16 protein-coding genes and 5 tRNA genes are annotated in these 19,603 nt (G+C 33.6%); 20 read left to right on the top strand and 1 reads right to left on the bottom strand.

Features of this window, described 5'->3' with window-relative positions; genetic code table 11:
• Positions 1 to 72 precede the first annotated feature (72 nt).
• From VBY68_RS09200 to VBY68_RS09280, 17 genes are all read left to right on the top strand, one after another.
• Positions 73 to 960, top strand: a complete 888-nt coding sequence (locus tag VBY68_RS09200) for a tyrosine-type recombinase/integrase (protein WP_124590947.1) — start codon at positions 73 to 75, stop codon at positions 958 to 960.
• Between the two features lie 14 nt (positions 961 to 974).
• The gene (gene hpf / locus VBY68_RS09205; protein ID WP_099214071.1) at positions 975 to 1,283 is read left to right on the top strand and encodes a ribosome hibernation-promoting factor, HPF/YfiA family; all 309 of its coding nucleotides are present in this window, start codon (positions 975 to 977) and stop codon (positions 1,281 to 1,283) included.
• Between the two features lie 97 nt (positions 1,284 to 1,380).
• Positions 1,381 to 1,454, top strand: a tRNA-Thr gene (locus VBY68_RS09210).
• Positions 1,455 to 1,496: 42 nt separating this feature from the next.
• Positions 1,497 to 1,579, top strand: a tRNA-Tyr gene (locus VBY68_RS09215).
• A 21-nt stretch (positions 1,580 to 1,600) separates the two neighbouring features.
• Positions 1,601 to 1,673, top strand: a tRNA-Gly gene (locus VBY68_RS09220).
• 11 nt (positions 1,674 to 1,684) lie between these two features.
• A tRNA-Thr gene (locus tag VBY68_RS09225) sits at positions 1,685 to 1,757 on the top strand.
• Positions 1,758 to 1,832: 75 nt separating this feature from the next.
• A complete protein-coding gene (gene tuf, locus VBY68_RS09230; RefSeq protein WP_099214072.1) occupies positions 1,833 to 3,020 on the top strand; it encodes an elongation factor Tu in 1,188 nt (395 codons plus the stop codon).
• A gap of 59 nt (positions 3,021 to 3,079) precedes the next feature.
• A tRNA-Trp gene (locus VBY68_RS09235) sits at positions 3,080 to 3,152 on the top strand.
• 54 nt (positions 3,153 to 3,206) lie between these two features.
• The gene (gene secE / locus VBY68_RS09240) at positions 3,207 to 3,398 is read left to right on the top strand and encodes a preprotein translocase subunit SecE (protein ID WP_099214073.1); all 192 of its coding nucleotides are present in this window, start codon (positions 3,207 to 3,209) and stop codon (positions 3,396 to 3,398) included.
• A gap of 2 nt (positions 3,399 to 3,400) precedes the next feature.
• The gene (gene nusG / locus VBY68_RS09245) at positions 3,401 to 3,949 is read left to right on the top strand and encodes a transcription termination/antitermination protein NusG (RefSeq protein ID WP_099214163.1); all 549 of its coding nucleotides are present in this window, start codon (positions 3,401 to 3,403) and stop codon (positions 3,947 to 3,949) included.
• 65 nt (positions 3,950 to 4,014) lie between these two features.
• The gene (gene rplK / locus VBY68_RS09250; RefSeq protein WP_047790105.1) at positions 4,015 to 4,452 is read left to right on the top strand and encodes a 50S ribosomal protein L11; all 438 of its coding nucleotides are present in this window, start codon (positions 4,015 to 4,017) and stop codon (positions 4,450 to 4,452) included.
• 20 nt (positions 4,453 to 4,472) lie between these two features.
• A complete protein-coding gene (rplA, locus tag VBY68_RS09255) occupies positions 4,473 to 5,162 on the top strand; it encodes a 50S ribosomal protein L1 (protein WP_099214074.1) in 690 nt (229 codons plus the stop codon).
• A gap of 21 nt (positions 5,163 to 5,183) precedes the next feature.
• Positions 5,184 to 5,702 (top strand): 50S ribosomal protein L10, encoded by a 519-nt coding sequence (gene rplJ / locus VBY68_RS09260; protein ID WP_099214075.1) that lies wholly within the window; start codon positions 5,184 to 5,186, stop codon positions 5,700 to 5,702.
• Between the two features lie 50 nt (positions 5,703 to 5,752).
• A complete protein-coding gene (gene rplL / locus VBY68_RS09265) occupies positions 5,753 to 6,127 on the top strand; it encodes a 50S ribosomal protein L7/L12 (protein ID WP_099214076.1) in 375 nt (124 codons plus the stop codon).
• 239 nt (positions 6,128 to 6,366) lie between these two features.
• Entirely contained in the window at positions 6,367 to 10,176 is a 3,810-nt protein-coding gene (gene rpoB, locus VBY68_RS09270) for a DNA-directed RNA polymerase subunit beta (RefSeq protein ID WP_099214077.1), read from the top strand.
• Between the two features lie 98 nt (positions 10,177 to 10,274).
• Positions 10,275 to 14,549: a DNA-directed RNA polymerase subunit beta' gene (gene rpoC / locus VBY68_RS09275; RefSeq protein ID WP_099214078.1), complete on the top strand. Its 4,275-nt coding sequence runs from the start codon at positions 10,275 to 10,277 to the stop codon at positions 14,547 to 14,549.
• A 91-nt stretch (positions 14,550 to 14,640) separates the two neighbouring features.
• Positions 14,641 to 14,952, top strand: a complete 312-nt coding sequence (locus tag VBY68_RS09280; protein WP_047790111.1) for a DUF3467 domain-containing protein — start codon at positions 14,641 to 14,643, stop codon at positions 14,950 to 14,952.
• 56 nt (positions 14,953 to 15,008) lie between these two features.
• Here VBY68_RS09280 and VBY68_RS09285 read toward each other — a convergent pair whose 3' ends face one another.
• Positions 15,009 to 15,695, bottom strand: coding sequence for a Crp/Fnr family transcriptional regulator (locus VBY68_RS09285; protein WP_099214079.1), 687 nt, complete (start codon positions 15,693 to 15,695; stop codon positions 15,009 to 15,011).
• A gap of 103 nt (positions 15,696 to 15,798) precedes the next feature.
• Between VBY68_RS09285 and VBY68_RS09290 the strand changes: the two genes are divergently transcribed.
• From VBY68_RS09290 to deoD, 3 genes are read left to right on the top strand one after another with little or no spacing between them, the layout of a single operon-like run.
• Complete coding sequence (locus VBY68_RS09290; protein ID WP_415269553.1) at positions 15,799 to 18,171, top strand: heavy metal translocating P-type ATPase; 2,373 nt, start codon at positions 15,799 to 15,801, stop codon at positions 18,169 to 18,171.
• Between the two features lie 4 nt (positions 18,172 to 18,175).
• Positions 18,176 to 18,841, top strand: coding sequence for a deoxyribose-phosphate aldolase (gene deoC, locus VBY68_RS09295; RefSeq protein ID WP_415269554.1), 666 nt, complete (start codon positions 18,176 to 18,178; stop codon positions 18,839 to 18,841).
• 42 nt (positions 18,842 to 18,883) lie between these two features.
• The gene (deoD, locus tag VBY68_RS09300; RefSeq protein ID WP_121148342.1) at positions 18,884 to 19,582 is read left to right on the top strand and encodes a purine-nucleoside phosphorylase; all 699 of its coding nucleotides are present in this window, start codon (positions 18,884 to 18,886) and stop codon (positions 19,580 to 19,582) included.
• Positions 19,583 to 19,603 lie beyond the last annotated feature (21 nt).

Consider the following 19,603-nt stretch of genomic DNA (forward strand, 5'->3'; position numbering starts at 1 on the left):
AAAAGTATAAAAACCTGTATTGATATCAATACAGGTTTTTTTTGTATCTTCAATTAATAAATAAAGTTAATAATGCTGATAGAAGCTTTCTTGGAATATTTAGAATTTGAGAAAAAATATTCAAAAAATACAATTCAAGCATATAAAACAGACTTAATCGCATTTAAAGATTTTTGTGAGGTTGAGTTTGATCAAGTGGATTTAGAGAATGTTCATTACAATCAAATTAGAACATGGATAGTTAGTTTGGTTAATAATAATATATCAAATAGAAGTGTTAACAGGAAGATAAGTTCTTTAAAAACCTTCTATAAGTTTTTACAAAAAATAGGTGAAATAGAAACGAATCCACTATCAAGTCATAAAGCGTTAAAAGTTCAAAAGAAAATCCAAACACCTTTTGATCAAAACGAAGTAAAAGAAGTTTTAGAATTAATAAGAGAAGGTTCCGATTTTGAATCAGTAAGAGATCGATTGATTGTCGAAATGTTGTATTCAACAGGGATGAGAAGGGTTGAGTTAATAAATGTTAAAGAAAAAGATATAGATCACACTAGTAAAACAATAAAAGTATTAGGTAAAAGAAATAAAGAAAGGTATGTAACAATCTTGCCATCGGTATATAAAACTTTACAGGAATATTTAAGGCAAAAAAGAGAGGTTAAAGAGGCGGATATGGAGGTGCTTTTTATAACTAAAAAAGGAGTTAAAATTTATGAAACCCTTGTTTACCGAATAATAAATTTGTACTTTAGTAGGGTGTCAACAAAAGCAAAAAAAAGCCCTCATATATTAAGGCATGCTTTTGCGACACATTTACTTAATAACGGTGCGTCGTTAAATTCGGTTAAAGAATTGCTAGGACATTCAAGTTTAGCCTCTACCCAAGTGTATACGCACAATAGCTTGGAGCAAATAAAAAAAGTGTATAACAAGGCTCATCCTAGAGAGTCAACTTAAAAGATCGAAGAATTATGAAGGTATTCACGCAATCAGTAAATTTCTCAGCAGACAAAAAATTAATAGACTTCATTGAGAAAAAAGTAGGGGGATTAGAAAAGTTTCATGATAAGATCGTTGATGCAGAAGTTTTTTTGAAAGTGCAAAAAACGAGTGAAAAAGAAAATAAAATAACTGAAGTAAAAATTAACATACCTGGAAATGAATTAATCGTAAAAAAGCAAACTAAAACCTTTGAAGAAGGGATTAGTGTATCTGTTGAATCTTTAAAACGACAGTTACAAAAATCAAAAGAAAAATCAAAGGATGCCTTAGTGTCATAAAAACAATAAAAAATAATTAAAAAAGTTTTAAAAATTAAAAATTACTTTTTACATTTGCAGTCCGTTAGAAATAGCGGATTGTTTTTTTATAGCAAAAGCCGATGTAGCTCAGCTGGCTAGAGCAGCTGATTTGTAATCAGCAGGTCGTGGGTTCGAGTCCCTCCATCGGCTCTAAAAAAAATAAAAGTTCATTAAAATACTATTTAAGGTTTAGGGGAGATTCCAGAGCGGCCAAATGGGACGGACTGTAACTCCGTTGTCTTACGACTTCGCAGGTTCGAATCCTGCTCTCCCCACTATCTTAATAAAATTTTATTGCGGGAGTAGCTCAGTTGGTAGAGCGTCAGCCTTCCAAGCTGAATGTCGCCAGTTCGAACCTGGTCTCCCGCTCTAAATTCGTTGCCGACATAGCTCAGTTGGTAGAGCGCATCCTTGGTAGGGATGAGGTCACGGGTTCAAATCCCGTTGTTGGCTCTATTTTAGAGTTTATTTGACAAGAGTTTAAAAATAACACTAAATATATTTAACTAAGAATTAAAATTAATAATCATGGCAAAAGGAACTTATGATCGTTCGAAACCGCACTTAAACGTAGGTACTATTGGTCACGTAGATCACGGTAAAACTACTTTAACTGCTGCAATTACTAAAGTATTAGCAGATGCTGGATTTTCTGAGCAGAGAGCTTTTGATCAAATCGATAACGCTCCAGAAGAAAAAGAAAGAGGTATCACAATTAACTCTTCTCACGTAGAGTATGCAACAGCAAACCGTCACTACGCACACGTTGACTGTCCAGGTCACGCCGATTACGTAAAGAACATGGTAACTGGTGCTGCACAAATGGATGGAGCTATCTTAGTAGTAGCTGCTACAGATGGTCCTATGCCTCAAACTCGTGAGCACATCTTATTAGGTCGTCAGGTAGGTATTCCACGTATCGTTGTTTTCTTAAACAAAGTTGATATGGTTGATGACGAGGAGTTATTGGAATTAGTAGAAATGGAAGTAAGAGATTTATTATCTTTCTATGAGTATGATGGAGATAATGGTCCTGTAATTGCTGGTTCTGCTTTAGGTGCATTAAACGGAGAGCAAAAGTGGGTTGATACAGTTTTAGAATTAATGGAAGCTGTTGATAACTGGATCGAAGAGCCACCAAGAGATACTGAAAAAGATTTCTTAATGCCTATCGAAGATGTATTCTCTATTACTGGTCGTGGTACAGTTGCAACTGGACGTATCGAAACTGGTATCGTAAATACTGGAGATCCTGTAGAGATTATCGGTATGGGAGATGAAAAGTTAACATCTACTGTAACTGGTATCGAAATGTTCCGTCAAATCTTAGATAGAGGTGAGGCTGGAGATAACGCAGGTATCTTATTAAGAGGTATTGAAAAGACTCAAATTAAGAGAGGAATGGTAATCTGTAAGCCAGGTTCTATTACTCCACACGCTAAGTTTAAAGCTGAGGTGTATATCTTAAAGAAAGAAGAAGGTGGACGTCACACTCCATTCCATAACAACTACCGTCCACAGTTCTACGTACGTACAACTGATGTAACAGGTAACATTAACTTACCAGAAGGTGTTGAAATGGTAATGCCAGGTGATAACTTAACTATTACAGTTGATTTAATCCAACCTATCGCATTAAACACAGGTTTACAGTTCGCTATCCGTGAAGGAGGTAGAACAGTAGGAGCTGGTCAGGTAACTGAAATCTTAGACTAATTATAGTTTAATAATAAAGTATAAGGAGTCTCTTTTTAAGAGGGAGACTCCTTTAAAATACGGGTTTAGCTCAGTTGGTAGAGCACTGGTCTCCAAAACCAGGTGTCGGGAGTTCGAGTCTCTCAACCCGTGCAAAAAACTAAAACGAGTTGTGGTGAAAACTGCAACTCGTTAAAAGGATAAAATATGAGTAACTTTGTACAATACATTAAAGATTCTTTTGAAGAATTAAATACCAATATGACTTGGATTTCTCGTGAAGAAGCTCAAAAGTCTACTGTCGTAGTAGCAGCATTTACAATTGTATTTGCTCTAGTTGTGGCTGGAATAGATTGGGTTTTTCAAACAGGGTTAGATAACTTCTTTAAAATGTTTTAATGATGGCTGATTCGGTGATGAAGTGGTATGTGGTTAGAGCTATTGGAGGTCAAGAAAATAAGGTAAAAACTTATATCGAGACTGAGATTGCTCGTCATGGGTTGTCTGATTTTGTGAACCAAGTAATTGTTCCTACAGAAAAAGTTATTCAAGTAAGAAACGGAAAGAAAATTAACAGAGAAAGAGTTTACTTTCCGGGTTATGTAATGGTAGAAGCTAATTTAGCAGGAGAGGTTCCTCACGTAATTAAATCAGTAACAGGAGTTATTGGTTTCTTAGGTGAAACAAAAGGAGGAGATCCAGTACCAATGCGTAAGTCAGAAGTAAACAGAATGTTAGGTAAAGTAGATGAACTTTCTGTTAAAGATGAAAATATCGCAATTCCTTATACAGTAGGAGAAACTGTAAAAGTAATTGATGGTCCTTTCAATGGGTTCGATGGAACTGTTGAAAAGGTAAATGAAGAAAAGCGTAAGTTAGAAGTAATGGTTAAGATTTTTGGAAGAAAAACACCATTAGAGTTAAACTATATGCAAGTAGAGAAAATATAATAGTTACACCTATATTTAGATGGTGTTTAAGCTTCCAATTTAAACACATCGTTAAATCTTAAACAATGGCAAAAGAAGTAAGTAAATTAGTTAAACTACAAGTTAGGGGAGGTGCAGCGAATCCGTCGCCACCAGTTGGACCCGCTTTAGGTGCTGCCGGTGTTAACATCATGGAGTTCTGTAAGCAGTTTAATGCTCGTACACAGGACAAACAAGGTAAAGTATTACCTGTTGTTATTACAGTTTATACAGACAAATCATTTGAATTTGTTGTAAAAACTCCACCAGCCGCAGTACAATTATTAGAAGCGGCCAAAATTAAGAAAGGTTCAGGAGAACCTAATAGGAAAAAAGTAGCAAGCGTTTCTTGGGATCAAATTCGTGGAATTGCAGAAGACAAAATGGTAGATATGAATGCCTTTGAAGTTGAGTCTGCAATGAGAATGATTGCTGGAACTGCTCGTTCTATGGGATTAACAGTAACAGGTGATGCACCTGCTTAAACTTTAAAAGATATTTAGAAATGGCAATTACTAGAAAGCAAAAAGAAGCTCGTGCTAAGGTAGATAGCTCTAAAGTTTATAGCTTACAAGATGCATCAGCATTAGTTAAAGAGATTACAAACGTAAAATTTGATGCGTCTGTTGATTTAGCAGTACGTTTAGGAGTAGATCCTCGTAAAGCTAATCAAATGGTTCGTGGTGTTGTAACATTACCTCACGGAACAGGTAAAGATGTAAAAGTTTTAGCATTAGTTACTCCAGATAAAGAAGCAGAAGCTAAAGAAGCTGGTGCTGATTATGTTGGATTAGATGAATATCTTCAAAAAATTAAAGGAGGATGGACTGATGTAGACGTTATTATTACTATGCCAAGTGTAATGGGTAAATTAGGTCCTTTAGGACGTGTATTAGGTCCTCGTGGTTTAATGCCTAACCCAAAAACTGGTACAGTAACTATGGATGTTGCAAAAGCAGTACAAGAAGTAAAGGCTGGTAAAATCGACTTTAAAGTAGATAAAACTGGTATTGTACACGCTGCAATCGGAAAAGCGTCTTTCGATGCTACGAAGATTGAAGAAAATGCAAATGAGTTATTACAAACATTAATTAAATTAAAGCCAACAGCGGCAAAAGGAACATATATTAAAAGCATCTTTATGTCTTCTACAATGAGTCCTAGTGTTGCTATAGATGTAAAATCTGTATCGTAAGGCAGTTAAAACTTTTTAATTATGACTAGAGAGGAAAAATCACAAGTAATACAAGATTTAACAGCACAATTAGCAGATACAAGTACCATCTATTTAGCAGATATTTCTGGTTTAGATGCAGCAACTACATCTAACTTACGTAGAGCTTGTTTTAAAGCAAACGTACAATTGGCTGTTGTAAAAAACACATTGCTTTCAAAAGCAATGGAAGCTTCTGATAAAGATTTTGGAGAGTTACCAGATGTATTAAAAGGAAATACTTCAATGTTAATTGCTGAGGCAGCTAATGCACCAGCAAAAGTTATCAAAGAGTTCAGAAAAAAATCAAAAGATCGTCCTTTATTAAAAGGAGCGTATGTTGAAGAAGCAGTTTATATTGGAGATGACCAATTAGACGCTCTTGTTAACATCAAATCTAGAGAAGAACTTATTGGAGATATTATTACCTTATTACAATCTCCTGCTAAGAATGTTGTTTCAGCATTACAATCAGGTGGTGGTAAGTTATCAGGTATCTTAAAGACATTATCAGAAAAATAATTTCGCGCACTAATAAACTAAATAAATAAAATTTTTAAAAAACAATTAAAATGGCAGATTTAAAAGATTTCGCAGAACAATTAGTTAACTTAACAGTAAAAGAAGTTAATGAATTAGCTGATATTTTAAAAGAAGAGTATGGTATTGAGCCAGCAGCAGCAGCAGTAGCAGTAGCAGGACCAGCAGCAGGTGGTGGAGATGCAGCTGAAGAAAAAACTGAGTTTGATGTAATCTTAAAAGCAGCAGGAGGTTCTAAATTAGCAGTTGTAAAATTAGTTAAAGAATTAACTGGATTAGGATTAAAAGAAGCTAAAGGTATTGTAGATAGCGCACCAGCACCAATTAAAGAAGCTGTATCTAAAGATGAGGCAGAAGGTCTTAAGAAGTCTTTAGAAGAAGCAGGAGCTGAGGTAGAGCTTAAGTAAGCTATACTCCCGAATTATAAAAAAACGGGAAAAACAATAAAGGTTTAGGTACTAAAAACTTATGTTTTTAGGCCTAAACCATTTTGTGTATATATTCGTTCTTTATTTTTCACAATTTGCAGAATTGTGAATTTACGATTATAAAGTGCTGATTTTTAATCAGTAACAGCAATTAAAATTGCAGTATTGAAACTGTTAAGTTTCAAAAATAATATTTTTAATTAAAAATAGCATCTCTTTTGGCAACGATAAATACTACTGAAAGAATTAACTTCGCGTCATCGCAGTTAGGAGCTGATTATCCAGATTTTTTAGATATTCAGGTAAAATCTTTCCAAGATTTCTTCCAATTGCAAACTAAAGCTGAAGAGCGAGGAGAAGAAGGTTTGTATAAAACTTTCATGGATAACTTCCCGATTACAGATACACGTAATCAATTTGTATTAGAATTTTTAGACTACTTTGTAGATCCACCAAGATACAGCATTCAAGAATGTATTGAACGTGGATTAACTCACAGTGTACCTCTAAAAGCACGTTTAAAATTATATTGTACCGATCCAGAACACGAAGATTTCGAAACAATCGTTCAAGATGTTTATTTAGGTACAATTCCTTATATGACAAACTCTGGTACCTTTATTATAAATGGTGCAGAAAGAGTTGTTGTGTCACAATTACACCGTTCACCAGGTGTATTCTTTGGGCAATCTTTCCACGCTAACGGAACCAAATTATACTCAGCAAGAGTAATTCCATTTAAAGGTTCTTGGATTGAATTTGCTACAGATATCAATCAAGTAATGTATGCTTATATTGATAGAAAGAAAAAATTACCAGTAACAACGTTATTCAGAGCCATAGGTTTTGAAAGAGATAAAGATATTTTAGAAATCTTTGATTTAGCAGAAGAAGTAAAAGTTTCTAAAGCTGGATTAAAGAAAGTATTAGGGCGTAAATTAGCAGCAAGAGTATTAAAAACTTGGCACGAAGATTTCGTAGATGAAGATACAGGAGAAGTTGTATCTATTGAACGTAACGAAATTATTTTCGACCGTGATACTATTATAGAAAAAGAACATATTGATGAAATAATTGAATCTGGAGCTAAAACTGTATTATTACATAAAGAAGACAACCAGCAAGCAGATTATGCCATCATTCATAATACATTACAAAAAGACCCTACAAACTCTGAAAAAGAAGCTGTAGAGCACGTATATAGACAATTACGTAATGCTGAACCGCCAGACGAGGAAACTGCAAGAGGAATTATTGAAAAATTATTCTTCTCAGAGCAACGTTATAGCTTAGGTGAGGTAGGACGTTTTAGAATGAATACTAAACTTCAGTTAAATGAAGATTTAGATCAAAAGGTATTAACTAAGAACGATATCATTACAATTATTAAGTATTTAATTGAGTTAATCAATTCAAAAGCTGAAGTAGATGATATCGATCACTTATCTAACCGTCGTGTTAGAACTGTTGGAGAGCAATTAGCAGGTCAATTTGGTGTAGGTTTAGCTCGTATGGCACGTACAATTCGTGAAAGAATGAATGTTCGTGATAATGAAGTATTTACTCCAATCGACTTAATTAACGCTAAGACTTTATCTTCAGTAATTAACTCTTTCTTTGGTACCAACCAGTTATCTCAGTTCATGGATCAAACCAACCCATTAGCAGAGATTACTCACAAGCGTCGTTTATCGGCATTAGGACCTGGAGGTTTATCACGTGAAAGAGCAGGTTTCGAGGTTCGTGACGTTCACTATACACACTATGGTCGTTTATGCCCTATTGAAACACCTGAAGGACCAAACATTGGACTTATTTCTTCTTTAGCTGTTTATGCTAAAGTAAATAATATGGGATTCATTGAAACACCATATAAGAAAGTAGAAGAAGGAAGTGTTTTAGGAGAAGAGCCTATTTATTTAAGTGCAGAAGAGGAAGAAGGAATGAAGATTGCTCAATCTAATTTACCAATAGCAGAAGATGGTAAGATAGAAAGAGATAGAGTAATTGCACGTGAAGAAGGTGATTTCCCAGTTGAAAGTCCTGAAGCAATTAACTATATGGACGTTGCTCCAAACCAAATTGCTTCGATTTCAGCATCGTTAATTCCTTTCTTAGAACATGATGATGCGAACCGTGCATTGATGGGATCAAACATGATGCGTCAAGCAGTTCCATTATTACGTCCAGAATCTCCAATCGTAGGTACAGGTTTAGAGCGTAGAGTAGCAAAAGACTCTCGTATCTTAATCAACGCTGAAGGAGCAGGTACTGTAGAGTATGTAGATGCAAATAAAATAACAATTAAGTATGATAGAACAGAAGAAGAGCGTATGGTAAGCTTTGATTCTGACGAAATATCATATAACTTAATTAAGTTTAGAAAAACTAACCAAGGTACTAACATAAACCTAAAACCAATTGTAAAAGTTGGTGATAGAGTTGAAGAAGGTCAAGTGCTTTGTGAAGGATATGCAACACAAAAAGGAGAATTAGCTTTAGGTAGAAACATGAAAGTAGCCTTTATGCCTTGGAAAGGGTATAACTTTGAGGATGCGATTGTGATTTCTGAAAAAGTAGTTCGTGAAGATATTTTTACTTCTATTCATATTGATGAATATTCATTAGATGTTCGTGATACGAAATTAGGAGCTGAAGAATTAACAAACGATATTCCTAACGTTTCTGAAGAGGCTACAAAAGACTTAGATGAAAATGGAATGATTCGTATTGGAGCAGAAGTAAATCCAGGTGATATCTTAATTGGTAAGATTACACCAAAAGGAGAATCTGATCCAACTCCAGAAGAAAAATTATTACGTGCTATCTTTGGTGATAAAGCAGGTGATGTAAAAGATGCATCATTAAAAGCTTCTCCATCATTAAGAGGTGTTGTAATTAATAAAAAATTATTCAAACGCGCAGTAAAAGATAAGAATAAGCGTGCTCGTGATAAAGAAGCAATTGCAGCTTTAGAAGCATCTTATGTATCTAAATTTGAAGAGTTAAAAGATGTTTTAGTTGAGAAATTATTCAACTTAGTATCAGGTAAAACTTCTCAAGGAGTGTTTAATGATTTAGGAGAAGAAGTATTACCAAAAGGTAAAAAGTTCACACAAAAAATGTTAAACTCTGTTGAAGACTTTACACATTTAAGTGGAACTTGGACTACCGATAAAGACTTAAATCAATTAGTTGTAGAGTTAGTTCATAACTATAAGATTAAAGTAAACGACTTACAAGGAGTTTTACGTCGTGAGAAGTTTACAATTTCTGTAGGAGACGAATTACCAGCAGGAATCTTAAAACTTGCTAAAATATACGTAGCTAAGAAACGTAAGTTAAAAGTTGGTGATAAGATGGCGGGACGTCACGGAAACAAAGGTATTGTTGCACGTATTGTACGTCAAGAAGATATGCCTTTCTTAGAAGACGGAACACCAGTAGATATCGTATTAAATCCATTAGGGGTACCATCTCGTATGAATATTGGTCAGATTTATGAAACTGTTCTTGGATGGGCAGGTCAAAAATTAGGTCAAAAATATGCGACACCTATTTTTGATGGTGCTAAAATAGATCAAATTAATGCTTTAACAGATGAAGCAGGAATTCCACGTTACGGACATACATATTTATATGATGGAGGTACAGGTAAACGTTTTGATCAGCCAGCAACGGTAGGGGTAATTTATATGATTAAGTTAGGTCACATGATTGAAGATAAGATGCACGCGCGTTCTATTGGACCTTACTCATTAATTACTCAGCAACCATTAGGAGGTAAAGCTCAGTTTGGAGGTCAGCGTTTTGGTGAGATGGAAGTTTGGGCACTTGAAGCATATGGTGCATCAAGTATCTTACGTGAAATCTTAACTGTTAAGTCTGATGATGTATTAGGTAGAGCAAAAACTTACGAGTCTATCGTTAAAGGAGAAGCAATGCCAGAACCAGGTTTACCAGAATCATTTAACGTATTAATGCACGAACTTAAAGGTTTAGGATTAGACGTTAAGTTAGAAGAATAATCACAGTGAAATGTCTCAGAGCAACAGCTCTGAGGCAAATCATTTTTTCAATATCAGTCTTATTATAAGACATTTATTTTTAATTCGAATCCATTATCATGGCAAGAAAAAACGAAAAATACACTGTTAAGAAGTTTAACAAAATTTCAATAGGTTTAGCATCACCTGAGTCTATTTTAGAGGCTTCTAAAGGAGAGGTGTTAAAACCAGAAACTATAAACTACCGTACACACAAACCAGAAAGAGATGGGTTATTTTGTGAGCGTATCTTTGGTCCTGTAAAAGACTATGAGTGTGCGTGTGGTAAATATAAAAGAATTCGATATAAAGGTATCGTTTGTGACCGTTGTGGTGTTGAAGTTACTGAGAAAAAAGTACGTAGAGATAGAGTAGGTCATATTAACTTAGTAGTACCAGTAGCACATATCTGGTACTTTAGATCATTACCTAACAAAATGGGATACCTTTTAGGGTTACCATCTAAGAAGTTAGATATGATTATTTACTACGAACGTTACGTAGTAATTCAGCCAGGTATTGCTAAAAATGCTGAAGGAGAGCCATTACAAAAAATGGACTTCTTAACTGAGGAAGAGTATTTAGATATCGTAGATGAACTTCCACAGGAAAATATGTACTTAGAAGATTCTGATCCTAATAAGTTTATCGCTAAAATGGGAGCAGAGTGTTTAATTGATTTATTAGAAAGAATCGATTTAGACGAGTTATCATATCAGTTACGTCATAAAGCAAATACTGAAACTTCTAAGCAACGTAAAAACGAAGCATTAAAACGTTTAAATGTTGTTGAAGCATTTAGAGACTCTCAAAAAAATAGAGAGAATAATCCAGAATGGATGATAATGAAAGTAGTTCCGGTTATTCCACCAGAATTACGTCCATTAGTACCATTAGATGGAGGTCGTTTCGCAACATCTGATTTAAATGATTTATATCGTCGTGTAATTATCCGTAACAATCGTTTGAAGCGATTAATGGAAATTAAAGCACCAGAAGTAATTTTACGTAATGAGAAACGTATGTTACAAGAATCAGTAGATTCATTATTTGATAACACACGTAAATCATCTGCAGTAAAAACAGAGTCTAACAGACCATTAAAATCATTATCTGATAGTTTAAAAGGTAAACAAGGTCGTTTCCGTCAAAACTTATTAGGTAAGCGTGTTGATTACTCTGCACGTTCGGTAATTGTTGTTGGACCAGAATTAAAATTATACGAATGTGGATTGCCAAAAGATATGGCAGCTGAATTATACAAACCTTTTGTTATTCGTAAGTTAATCGAAAGAGGAATTGTTAAGACAGTAAAGTCTGCAAAGAAAATAATAGATAGAAAAGAACCAGTTGTTTGGGATATCTTAGAAAATGTAATTAAAGGACATCCAGTTTTATTAAACCGTGCCCCTACCTTACACCGTTTAGGTATTCAAGCTTTCCAACCAAAATTAATCGAAGGAAAGGCAATTCGTTTACACCCATTAGTATGTACGGCATTTAACGCCGATTTCGATGGGGATCAAATGGCGGTTCACTTACCATTAGGACCAGAAGCTATTTTAGAAGCGCAGTTATTAATGTTAGCTTCTCATAATATCTTAAACCCTGCAAACGGAGCACCAATTACGGTACCGTCTCAGGATATGGTTTTAGGGTTATACTATATGACAAAAGAAAGAAAGTCAACTCCAGAAGTGCCTATTAAGGGTGAAGGATTAACTTTCTATTCTCCAGAAGAAGTTACTATTGCTTATAATGAAGACAGAGTAGACTTAAATGCTGGAATAAAAGTAAGAACCAAAGATTTCAACGAAAACGGAGAGTTAGTAACTCAAATAATTGAAACTACTGTAGGTAGAGTATTATTTAATGAAGTAGTACCAGAGCAGGCAGGATATATTAATGAGGTATTAACAAAGAAATCGTTACGTGGAATTATTGGAAATATCTTAAAAGTAACAGATATTCCATCTATAGGTAAATTCTTAGATGATATTAAAGGTATGGGGTATACGTTTGCCTTCCAAGGAGGTTTATCGTTCTCATTAGGAGATATCATTATTCCTGAAGAAAAACATACAATGATTGCTGAAGCTAACAAAGAAGTGGATGGAATCGTTATGAACTATAACATGGGTATGTTAACGCAAAAAGAGCGTTACAACCAGGTAATTGATGTTTGGGGATCTACTAATAATAGATTAACTGAATTATCAATGAAGCGCTTACGTGAAGATCAACAAGGATTTAACTCTGTATTTATGATGTTAGATTCTGGAGCACGTGGATCGAAAGAGCAGATTCGTCAGTTAACAGGTATGCGTGGATTAATGGCAAAACCTAAAAAATCGACTGCAGGAGGTGGAGAAATTATTGAAAACCCAATTTTATCGAACTTTAAAGAAGGTTTATCAATTTTAGAATACTTTATCTCAACGCACGGTGCACGTAAAGGTCTTGCCGATACCGCATTAAAAACAGCCGATGCAGGATATTTAACACGTCGTTTAGTAGATGTATCTCAAGATGTAATCGTTAACGAAGAAGATTGTGGTACATTAAGAGGATTAGAAGTTTCTCCATTAAAGAAAAACGATGAAATCGTTGAACCTTTAAGTGAAAGAATTACAGGTCGTACTGCATTATATGATGTTTACGCACCAGCATCTGATGAATTATTAGTTGAAGCAGGTGAGTTAATTACTCCAGTTTTAGCAGATAAAATTGAAGCTTCAGGAGTAGATAAAGTAGAAGTACGTTCAGCATTAACATGTGAATCTGAAAGAGGAATATGTGAAAAATGTTACGGACAAAGTTTATCTACTGGTAAAAAAGTTCAAAGAGGTGAAGCAGTTGGTGTAATTGCAGCACAGTCTATTGGAGAACCAGGTACACAGTTAACATTACGTACATTCCACGTTGGAGGGGTAGCAGGAAACATCTCAGAAGATAACAAGCTAATTTCTAAATTCGATGGAGCTGTAACAATTGATGACTTACGTACTGTAAAAGGTAAAGATACAGCAGGAGAAGAAGTAGATATCGTTATTTCTCGTACTGCAGAAATCAAAATTACCGATAAGAAAACAGGAATTGTATTAAGTACTAACATTATTCCTTACGGTTCTATCATCTTTGATAAAGATAGAAAGACAATAAAGAAAGGAGATGCAGTATGTCAATGGGATCCATTTAACGGAGTTATTGTTTCTGAGTTTGGAGGAAAAGTTAAGTTTGACAATTTAGAACAAGGAATTAACTTCTCTGTAGAAATTGATGAACAAACAGGTTTCCAAGAAAAAGTAATTACTGATTCTAAAAACAAGAAAATTATTCCTTCATTAATTATTGAGGATGCTGATGGTAATGCTTTACGTTCGTACAGTTTACCAGTAGGAGCACACTTAATGGTAAGTGATGGAGATAAAGTAGAGTCAGGTAAAACATTAGTTAAGATTCCTCGTAAGTCTGGTAAAGCAGGAGATATTACAGGAGGTTTACCACGTGTAACAGAGTTATTCGAAGCACGTAACCCTTCTAATCCAGCTGTAGTAGCACAAATTGATGGAGTTGTGTCATTTGGTAAAATTAAGCGAGGTAACCGTGAAATTATTATCGAATCTAAAACAGGAGAGATTAAGAAATACTTAATTAAGTTATCTAATCAAATCTTAGTTCAAGAAAACGACTTTATTAAAGCAGGAATGCCATTATCTGATGGAGCAATTACTCCTATTGATATTTTAAATATTAAAGGACCTTCAGCAGTTCAAGAATACTTAGTAAACGAAATTCAAGAAGTATATCGTTTACAAGGGGTAAAAATTAATGACAAGCATTTCGAAGTAGTAGTACGTCAAATGATGCGTAAAGTTAGAATTATTGATTCAGGAGATACTTTATTCTTAGAAAATCAATTAGTTCATAAAACTGATTTCATCAAAGAAAATGACGCTATTTACGGAATGAAAGTTGTTGAAGACGCTGGAGACTCTGCAAACTTAAAACCAGGACAAATAGTTACAGCTCGTCAATTAAGAGATGAAAACTCTTTATTACGTAGAGAAGATAAAAACTTAGTAGTAGCACGTGATGCACAACCAGCAACAGCTGAGCAAGTATTACAAGGTATTACAAGAGCATCGTTACAAACGAAGTCATTTATCTCAGCTGCATCATTCCAGGAAACAACTAAAGTATTAAATGAAGCTGCTGTAAACGGTAAAATTGATACCTTAGAAGGATTAAAAGAAAATGTAATTGTTGGTAAACGTATACCAGCAGGTACAGGAATGAGAGCTTACGAAGATATAGTAGTTGGACCTAAGGATGAGATTGAACAAAGTTTATAAAAACTTAAGTTTATAAATAATATCAAGGGTTTAGAGTTCTTAGAACTCTAAACCCTTATTTTTTAACTAAATAATATTAAGAGACTTAATTATGGAAGATAATAAGAAAGAACCACAATTAAATATAGAGTTAGATCAAGAAATAGCAGAAGGAACTTATAGTAATTTAGCTATCATAAACCATTCTGTATCAGAGTTTATTGTTGATTTTATAAATATTATGCCAGGAGTTCCTAAAGCAAAAGTAAAATCAAGAATTATTTTAACTCCACAACATGCAAAACGTTTATCAAAAGCTTTAGCAGACAATATTCGTAAGTTTGAACAAGCTCATGGAGAAATAAAAGATTATGAGCAACCACCAATTCCAATGAATTTTGGAGGAACCACAGGTGAAGCTTAAAACAAAAAAATCGTCTATTTAGACGATTTTTTTGTTTGTAATAATATTAATAAGGTTTAAAAACCTTCAGAAAGTTCTTTTAGAGCTTTCACATCAGTTATAAAAATTTCTTTACCTTTTAAATCGATTAGTTTTTTCTTTTTAAATTCAGAAAGTAAACGAATAGCACTTTCAGTTGCTGTACCTATAATATTAGCTATATCTTCTCTTGATAAATTAATATTTATAGAGCCATTTTCGTTTTTATCAAACTTTGAGTCTAGTAATAATAGAGTGGCAGCCAAACGTTGTTTAACAGTCTTTTGAGCCATATCTACAATAACATCATCAGCTTTCTTTAAAGAATTGGCCATTTTCTTTAAAACATCCATAGAAAAGTTAGAATTGTTTTCTAAATCTCTAAGAATTTCTTCTTTAGGAATAAAGCAAACCTCCATATCATTCACGGCAATAGCTTTTAAGTTTGAAGCCTCATTGTTTATTAAACTACGCTCACCTAAAATATCACCTTTTCTTATTAAGTGAATAATTTGGTCTCTACCATTATCACTCATTTTAGACACTTTACAAACACCATCTTTAACACAAAAAACACCATTAATGTATTCGCCTTCATCAAAAAGAACTTCACCTTTTTTTATTTTTTTAGACGTTTTACACCCAGTAATTCTTATCAATTCATCTTTGGTTAAAGCCTTCAAAGAATTAAATTCTCGAATGATACATTGCTCACACTTGCTCATAGATATGCCCTTTTTTTACTACTCAAATATACGGAAAACCTGACAATTATCATGTTTTTATTTAATATCTTATCGGACATTTGTACTAGGCAAAAGAGTAAATATGGAAAGCACAACATGTTTTCATTGTGGTAACGAGTGCGACACAAAAACAATTACAATAGAGGATAAATTTTTCTGCTGTAATGGGTGTAAAACAGTTTATGAAATTTTTTCAGAGAACGATTTAACTTGTTATTACGATTTTCAAAACAACCCAGGAGCAATACCTGAAGAGATACAAGGAAAATATGATTTCTTGGATAATGAATCCATTGTAGATAAACTATTAGAGTTTAACGATGGTAATGTACAAGTAGTAAATTTATATATTCCACATATACATTGTAGCTCATGTATCTGGGTATTAGAAAATTTACACAAACTACAAGAGTATGTGTCTTCATCACAAGTTAATTTTCCTAAGAAAACAGTACGAATCACCTTTAATTCAGAAAAAGCATCACTTAAAGAAATAGTATTGTTACTAAGTTCTATAGGATATGAACCTTATATAAGTCTTGAGGATTACGAGGTAGGTAAAAAGAAAGTAGACCGTAGTTTAATTTATAAATTAGGAATAGCAGGTTTTGCCTTTGGAAATGTGATGTTCTTGTCGTTTCCAGAATACTTTGAAGTATCAGAATATTGGTTAGAACAATACAAAGGAATCTTCCGTTGGTTAATGTTTATATTTTCCCTCCCAGTAGTTTTTTATGCAGGACAGGATTATTTTATCTCAGCTTATAAAGGACTTCGTTCAAAAATTTTGAATATTGACGTTCCTATTGCTTTAGGAATCTTAGTATTATTCGTGCGAAGTACAGCAGAAATAATTCTTGATTTAGGAACAGGTTTTTTTGATAGCTTAACAGGATTGGTGTTCTTTTTATTGCTAGGGAAATTTTTTCAGCAAAAGACCTATAACTTTCTTTCATTTGAACGCGATTATAAGTCATACTTCCCAATTGCAGTAACTAAAATAACAACGGATAAAAAAGAAGAGAACACACAAATCTATGATGTAAAAAAAGGAGATAGACTTTTAATTAGAAATCAAGAACTAATACCCGTTGATGGAATTTTAATTAACGGAGAAGCAAAAATTGATTACAGTTTTGTTACAGGTGAAGCCATTCCTGTAAATAAAAAGTCAGGAGATAAGTTATTTGCAGGAGGAAAGCAACTGTCAGGAAGTATAGAAATGGAAGTGCTAGCTTCAGTTTCACAGAGTTATTTAACACAATTATGGAGTAACGATATATTTCAAAAAGATAAAAACTCATCATTTAAAACCTTAACAGATAAAATCAGTAAAAACTTTACCATAACTGTACTGTCTATAGCGTTTTTGTCTACAGCTTTTTGGTTGTATTATGATTCAAGTGTAGCATTAAACGTATTCACATCAGTACTTATTATAGCTTGTCCATGTGCAATAGCATTAGCAGCACCGTTTACTTTAGGGAATATTTTACGAATTTTTGGAAGAAAGAAGTTCTATTTAAAAAATGCTACAGTCGTAGAACAGTTAGCAGCTGTAAACTCAGTTATTTTTGATAAAACAGGCACGCTTACCACTAATAAAGAGAATACGATAACGTATGAAGGAGAAGACTTAGATAAAACTCAAAGAGCGATATTAAAAAGTTCATTAAGATCTTCAAATCATCCACTGAGTAGAATGTTATACACTTCTTTAGAAGAAGAAATGTTACCAGTTGAAAGCTATCAAGAATACGTTGGAAAAGGAATTGAAGCAAGTTATAAGCATACAACTTTAAAAATAGGCTCATCATCATTTGTGAAAAACGCAAAAGAACAAGCAAATCTTGACACTTCTGTTCATATTAGTATAAATAATGAATACAAAGGAAAGTATGTATTTAAGAATGCTTATAGAAAAGGAGTTAAAGAGTTGTTTTCTAACTTAACTAAAAAATATAGTCTATCAGTAGTTTCAGGAGATAATGAAGGAGAAAAGAAATTTTTAGAAGAGTTATTACCAAAGGAAACTACATTTTTATTCAATCAAAAACCACAAGATAAATTACACTACGTAGAAGAATTACAAGAGAAAAAGAAAAGTGTATTAATGATAGGTGATGGATTAAACGATGCAGGAGCGCTAGCGCAAAGTAATGTAGGGGTAGCGTTATCAGAAAATATAAATGTATTTTCTCCTGCTTGTGATGCTATTTTAGATGCTACAAAATTTAGTGAGATAGGCAATTATATTAAAGCATCACAAAAAGCAATAAAAATTATTAAGTATTGCTTTTTATTATCTTTAATGTACAATATTGTAGGGCTTTATTTTGCAGTAACTGGTCAATTAATGCCAGTAATAGCCGCAATTTTAATGCCGTTGAGTTCAATTAGTGTGGTAGTGTTTACAACTATAGCTACCAATATTTTAGGAAGAAAAATAAAATAAAAAGATGCAGATTAATAAATATATAGATCATACGCTACTAAAAGCCACAGCTACAAAAACTGATATTATAAAACTATGTAATGAAGCTAAAGAGTATGACTTTTATGCAGTTTGTGTAAATGGATGTAATGTAGAGTTAGCAACTAAAGAATTAAAAGGTTCTGATGTAAAAGTAGCAGCAGTAATAGGTTTTCCATTAGGAGCAATGACTACAGAAACTAAAGTTTTTGAAGCAAAAAACTGTATAAAAAATGGAGCTTCAGAAATAGATATGGTTATTAATATAGGCAAGTTGTTAGAAGGAGATGAAGATTATGTAGAAAACGAAATTCGATTAATAAAAGAAGCTATTGGAGATGCTATATTAAAAGTGATTTTTGAAAACTGTTATTTATCAAAAGAGCAAATTAAAGTAGCAAGTAAATTGGCTGTTGAAGCTGGTGCTGATTTTGTAAAAACTTCTACAGGTTTTGGTACTGGAGGAGCAACCTTTGAAGACGTTGCAATAATGGATAGTGTTGTAGATGGAAAAGCTCAAATTAAATCAGCTGGAGGTATTAGAGATATAGAAACAGCTAGGAAGTATATAGAAAATGGAGTAACTCGTTTAGGAACCTCTTCAGGAGTAGCTTTAGTAACTAGCGGTGTTTCTGATAAAAACGAATATTAAAAAACTGAATCTTAATAGTTCAAAACCTAAAAATAGTAAAGAATGAGCATACACATAGAAGCAAAAAAAGGAGAAATAGCAGAAACTGTTTTATTACCAGGTGATCCTATGCGTGCAAAATGGATTGCAGAAACATTTTTGGAAAATCCAGTTTGTTATAACGATGTTCGAGGTATGTTAGGATTCACTGGAACCTATAAAGGAAAACGGATTTCCGTACAAGGAACAGGAATGGGAATTCCTTCTGCTTTAATTTATGCTCATGAATTAATTAATGAATATGGGGTTAAAAACTTAATAAGAGTAGGTTCTGCAGGGTCGTATCAAAAAGAAGTAAAAATCCGAGACATTGTTATTGCTATGGCAGCTTCTACCAATTCAGGATTAAATACCATTCGTTTTAACGGAGCCGATTTTGCGCCAACAGCAAGTTTTGAGTTGTTTCAAAAAGCCGTAGATGCAGCAAAAGAAAAAGGAATTCCACTAAAAGCAGGAAACATCTTAAGCTCAGATGAATTTTATGCAGATGAATTTGAAAGCTATAAAAAATGGGCAGATTATGGTGTGTTGTGCGTTGAAATGGAAACCAACGGATTGTATACAGTTGCAGCAAAGCATAAAGTAAATGCATTATCAATTTTAACCATTTCAGATAGTTTGGTCACAGGAGAAAGAACCACAGCCGATGAAAGAGAACAAACCTTTAAAGAAATGATTGAAATTGCTCTAGAATTGGCGTAATGTCAGTTAGAGTGATTTTAT

The sequence above is a fragment of the Tenacibaculum ascidiaceicola genome (genome assembly GCF_047470925.1).
GTDB lineage: Bacteria > Bacteroidota > Bacteroidia > Flavobacteriales > Flavobacteriaceae > Polaribacter > Polaribacter discolor.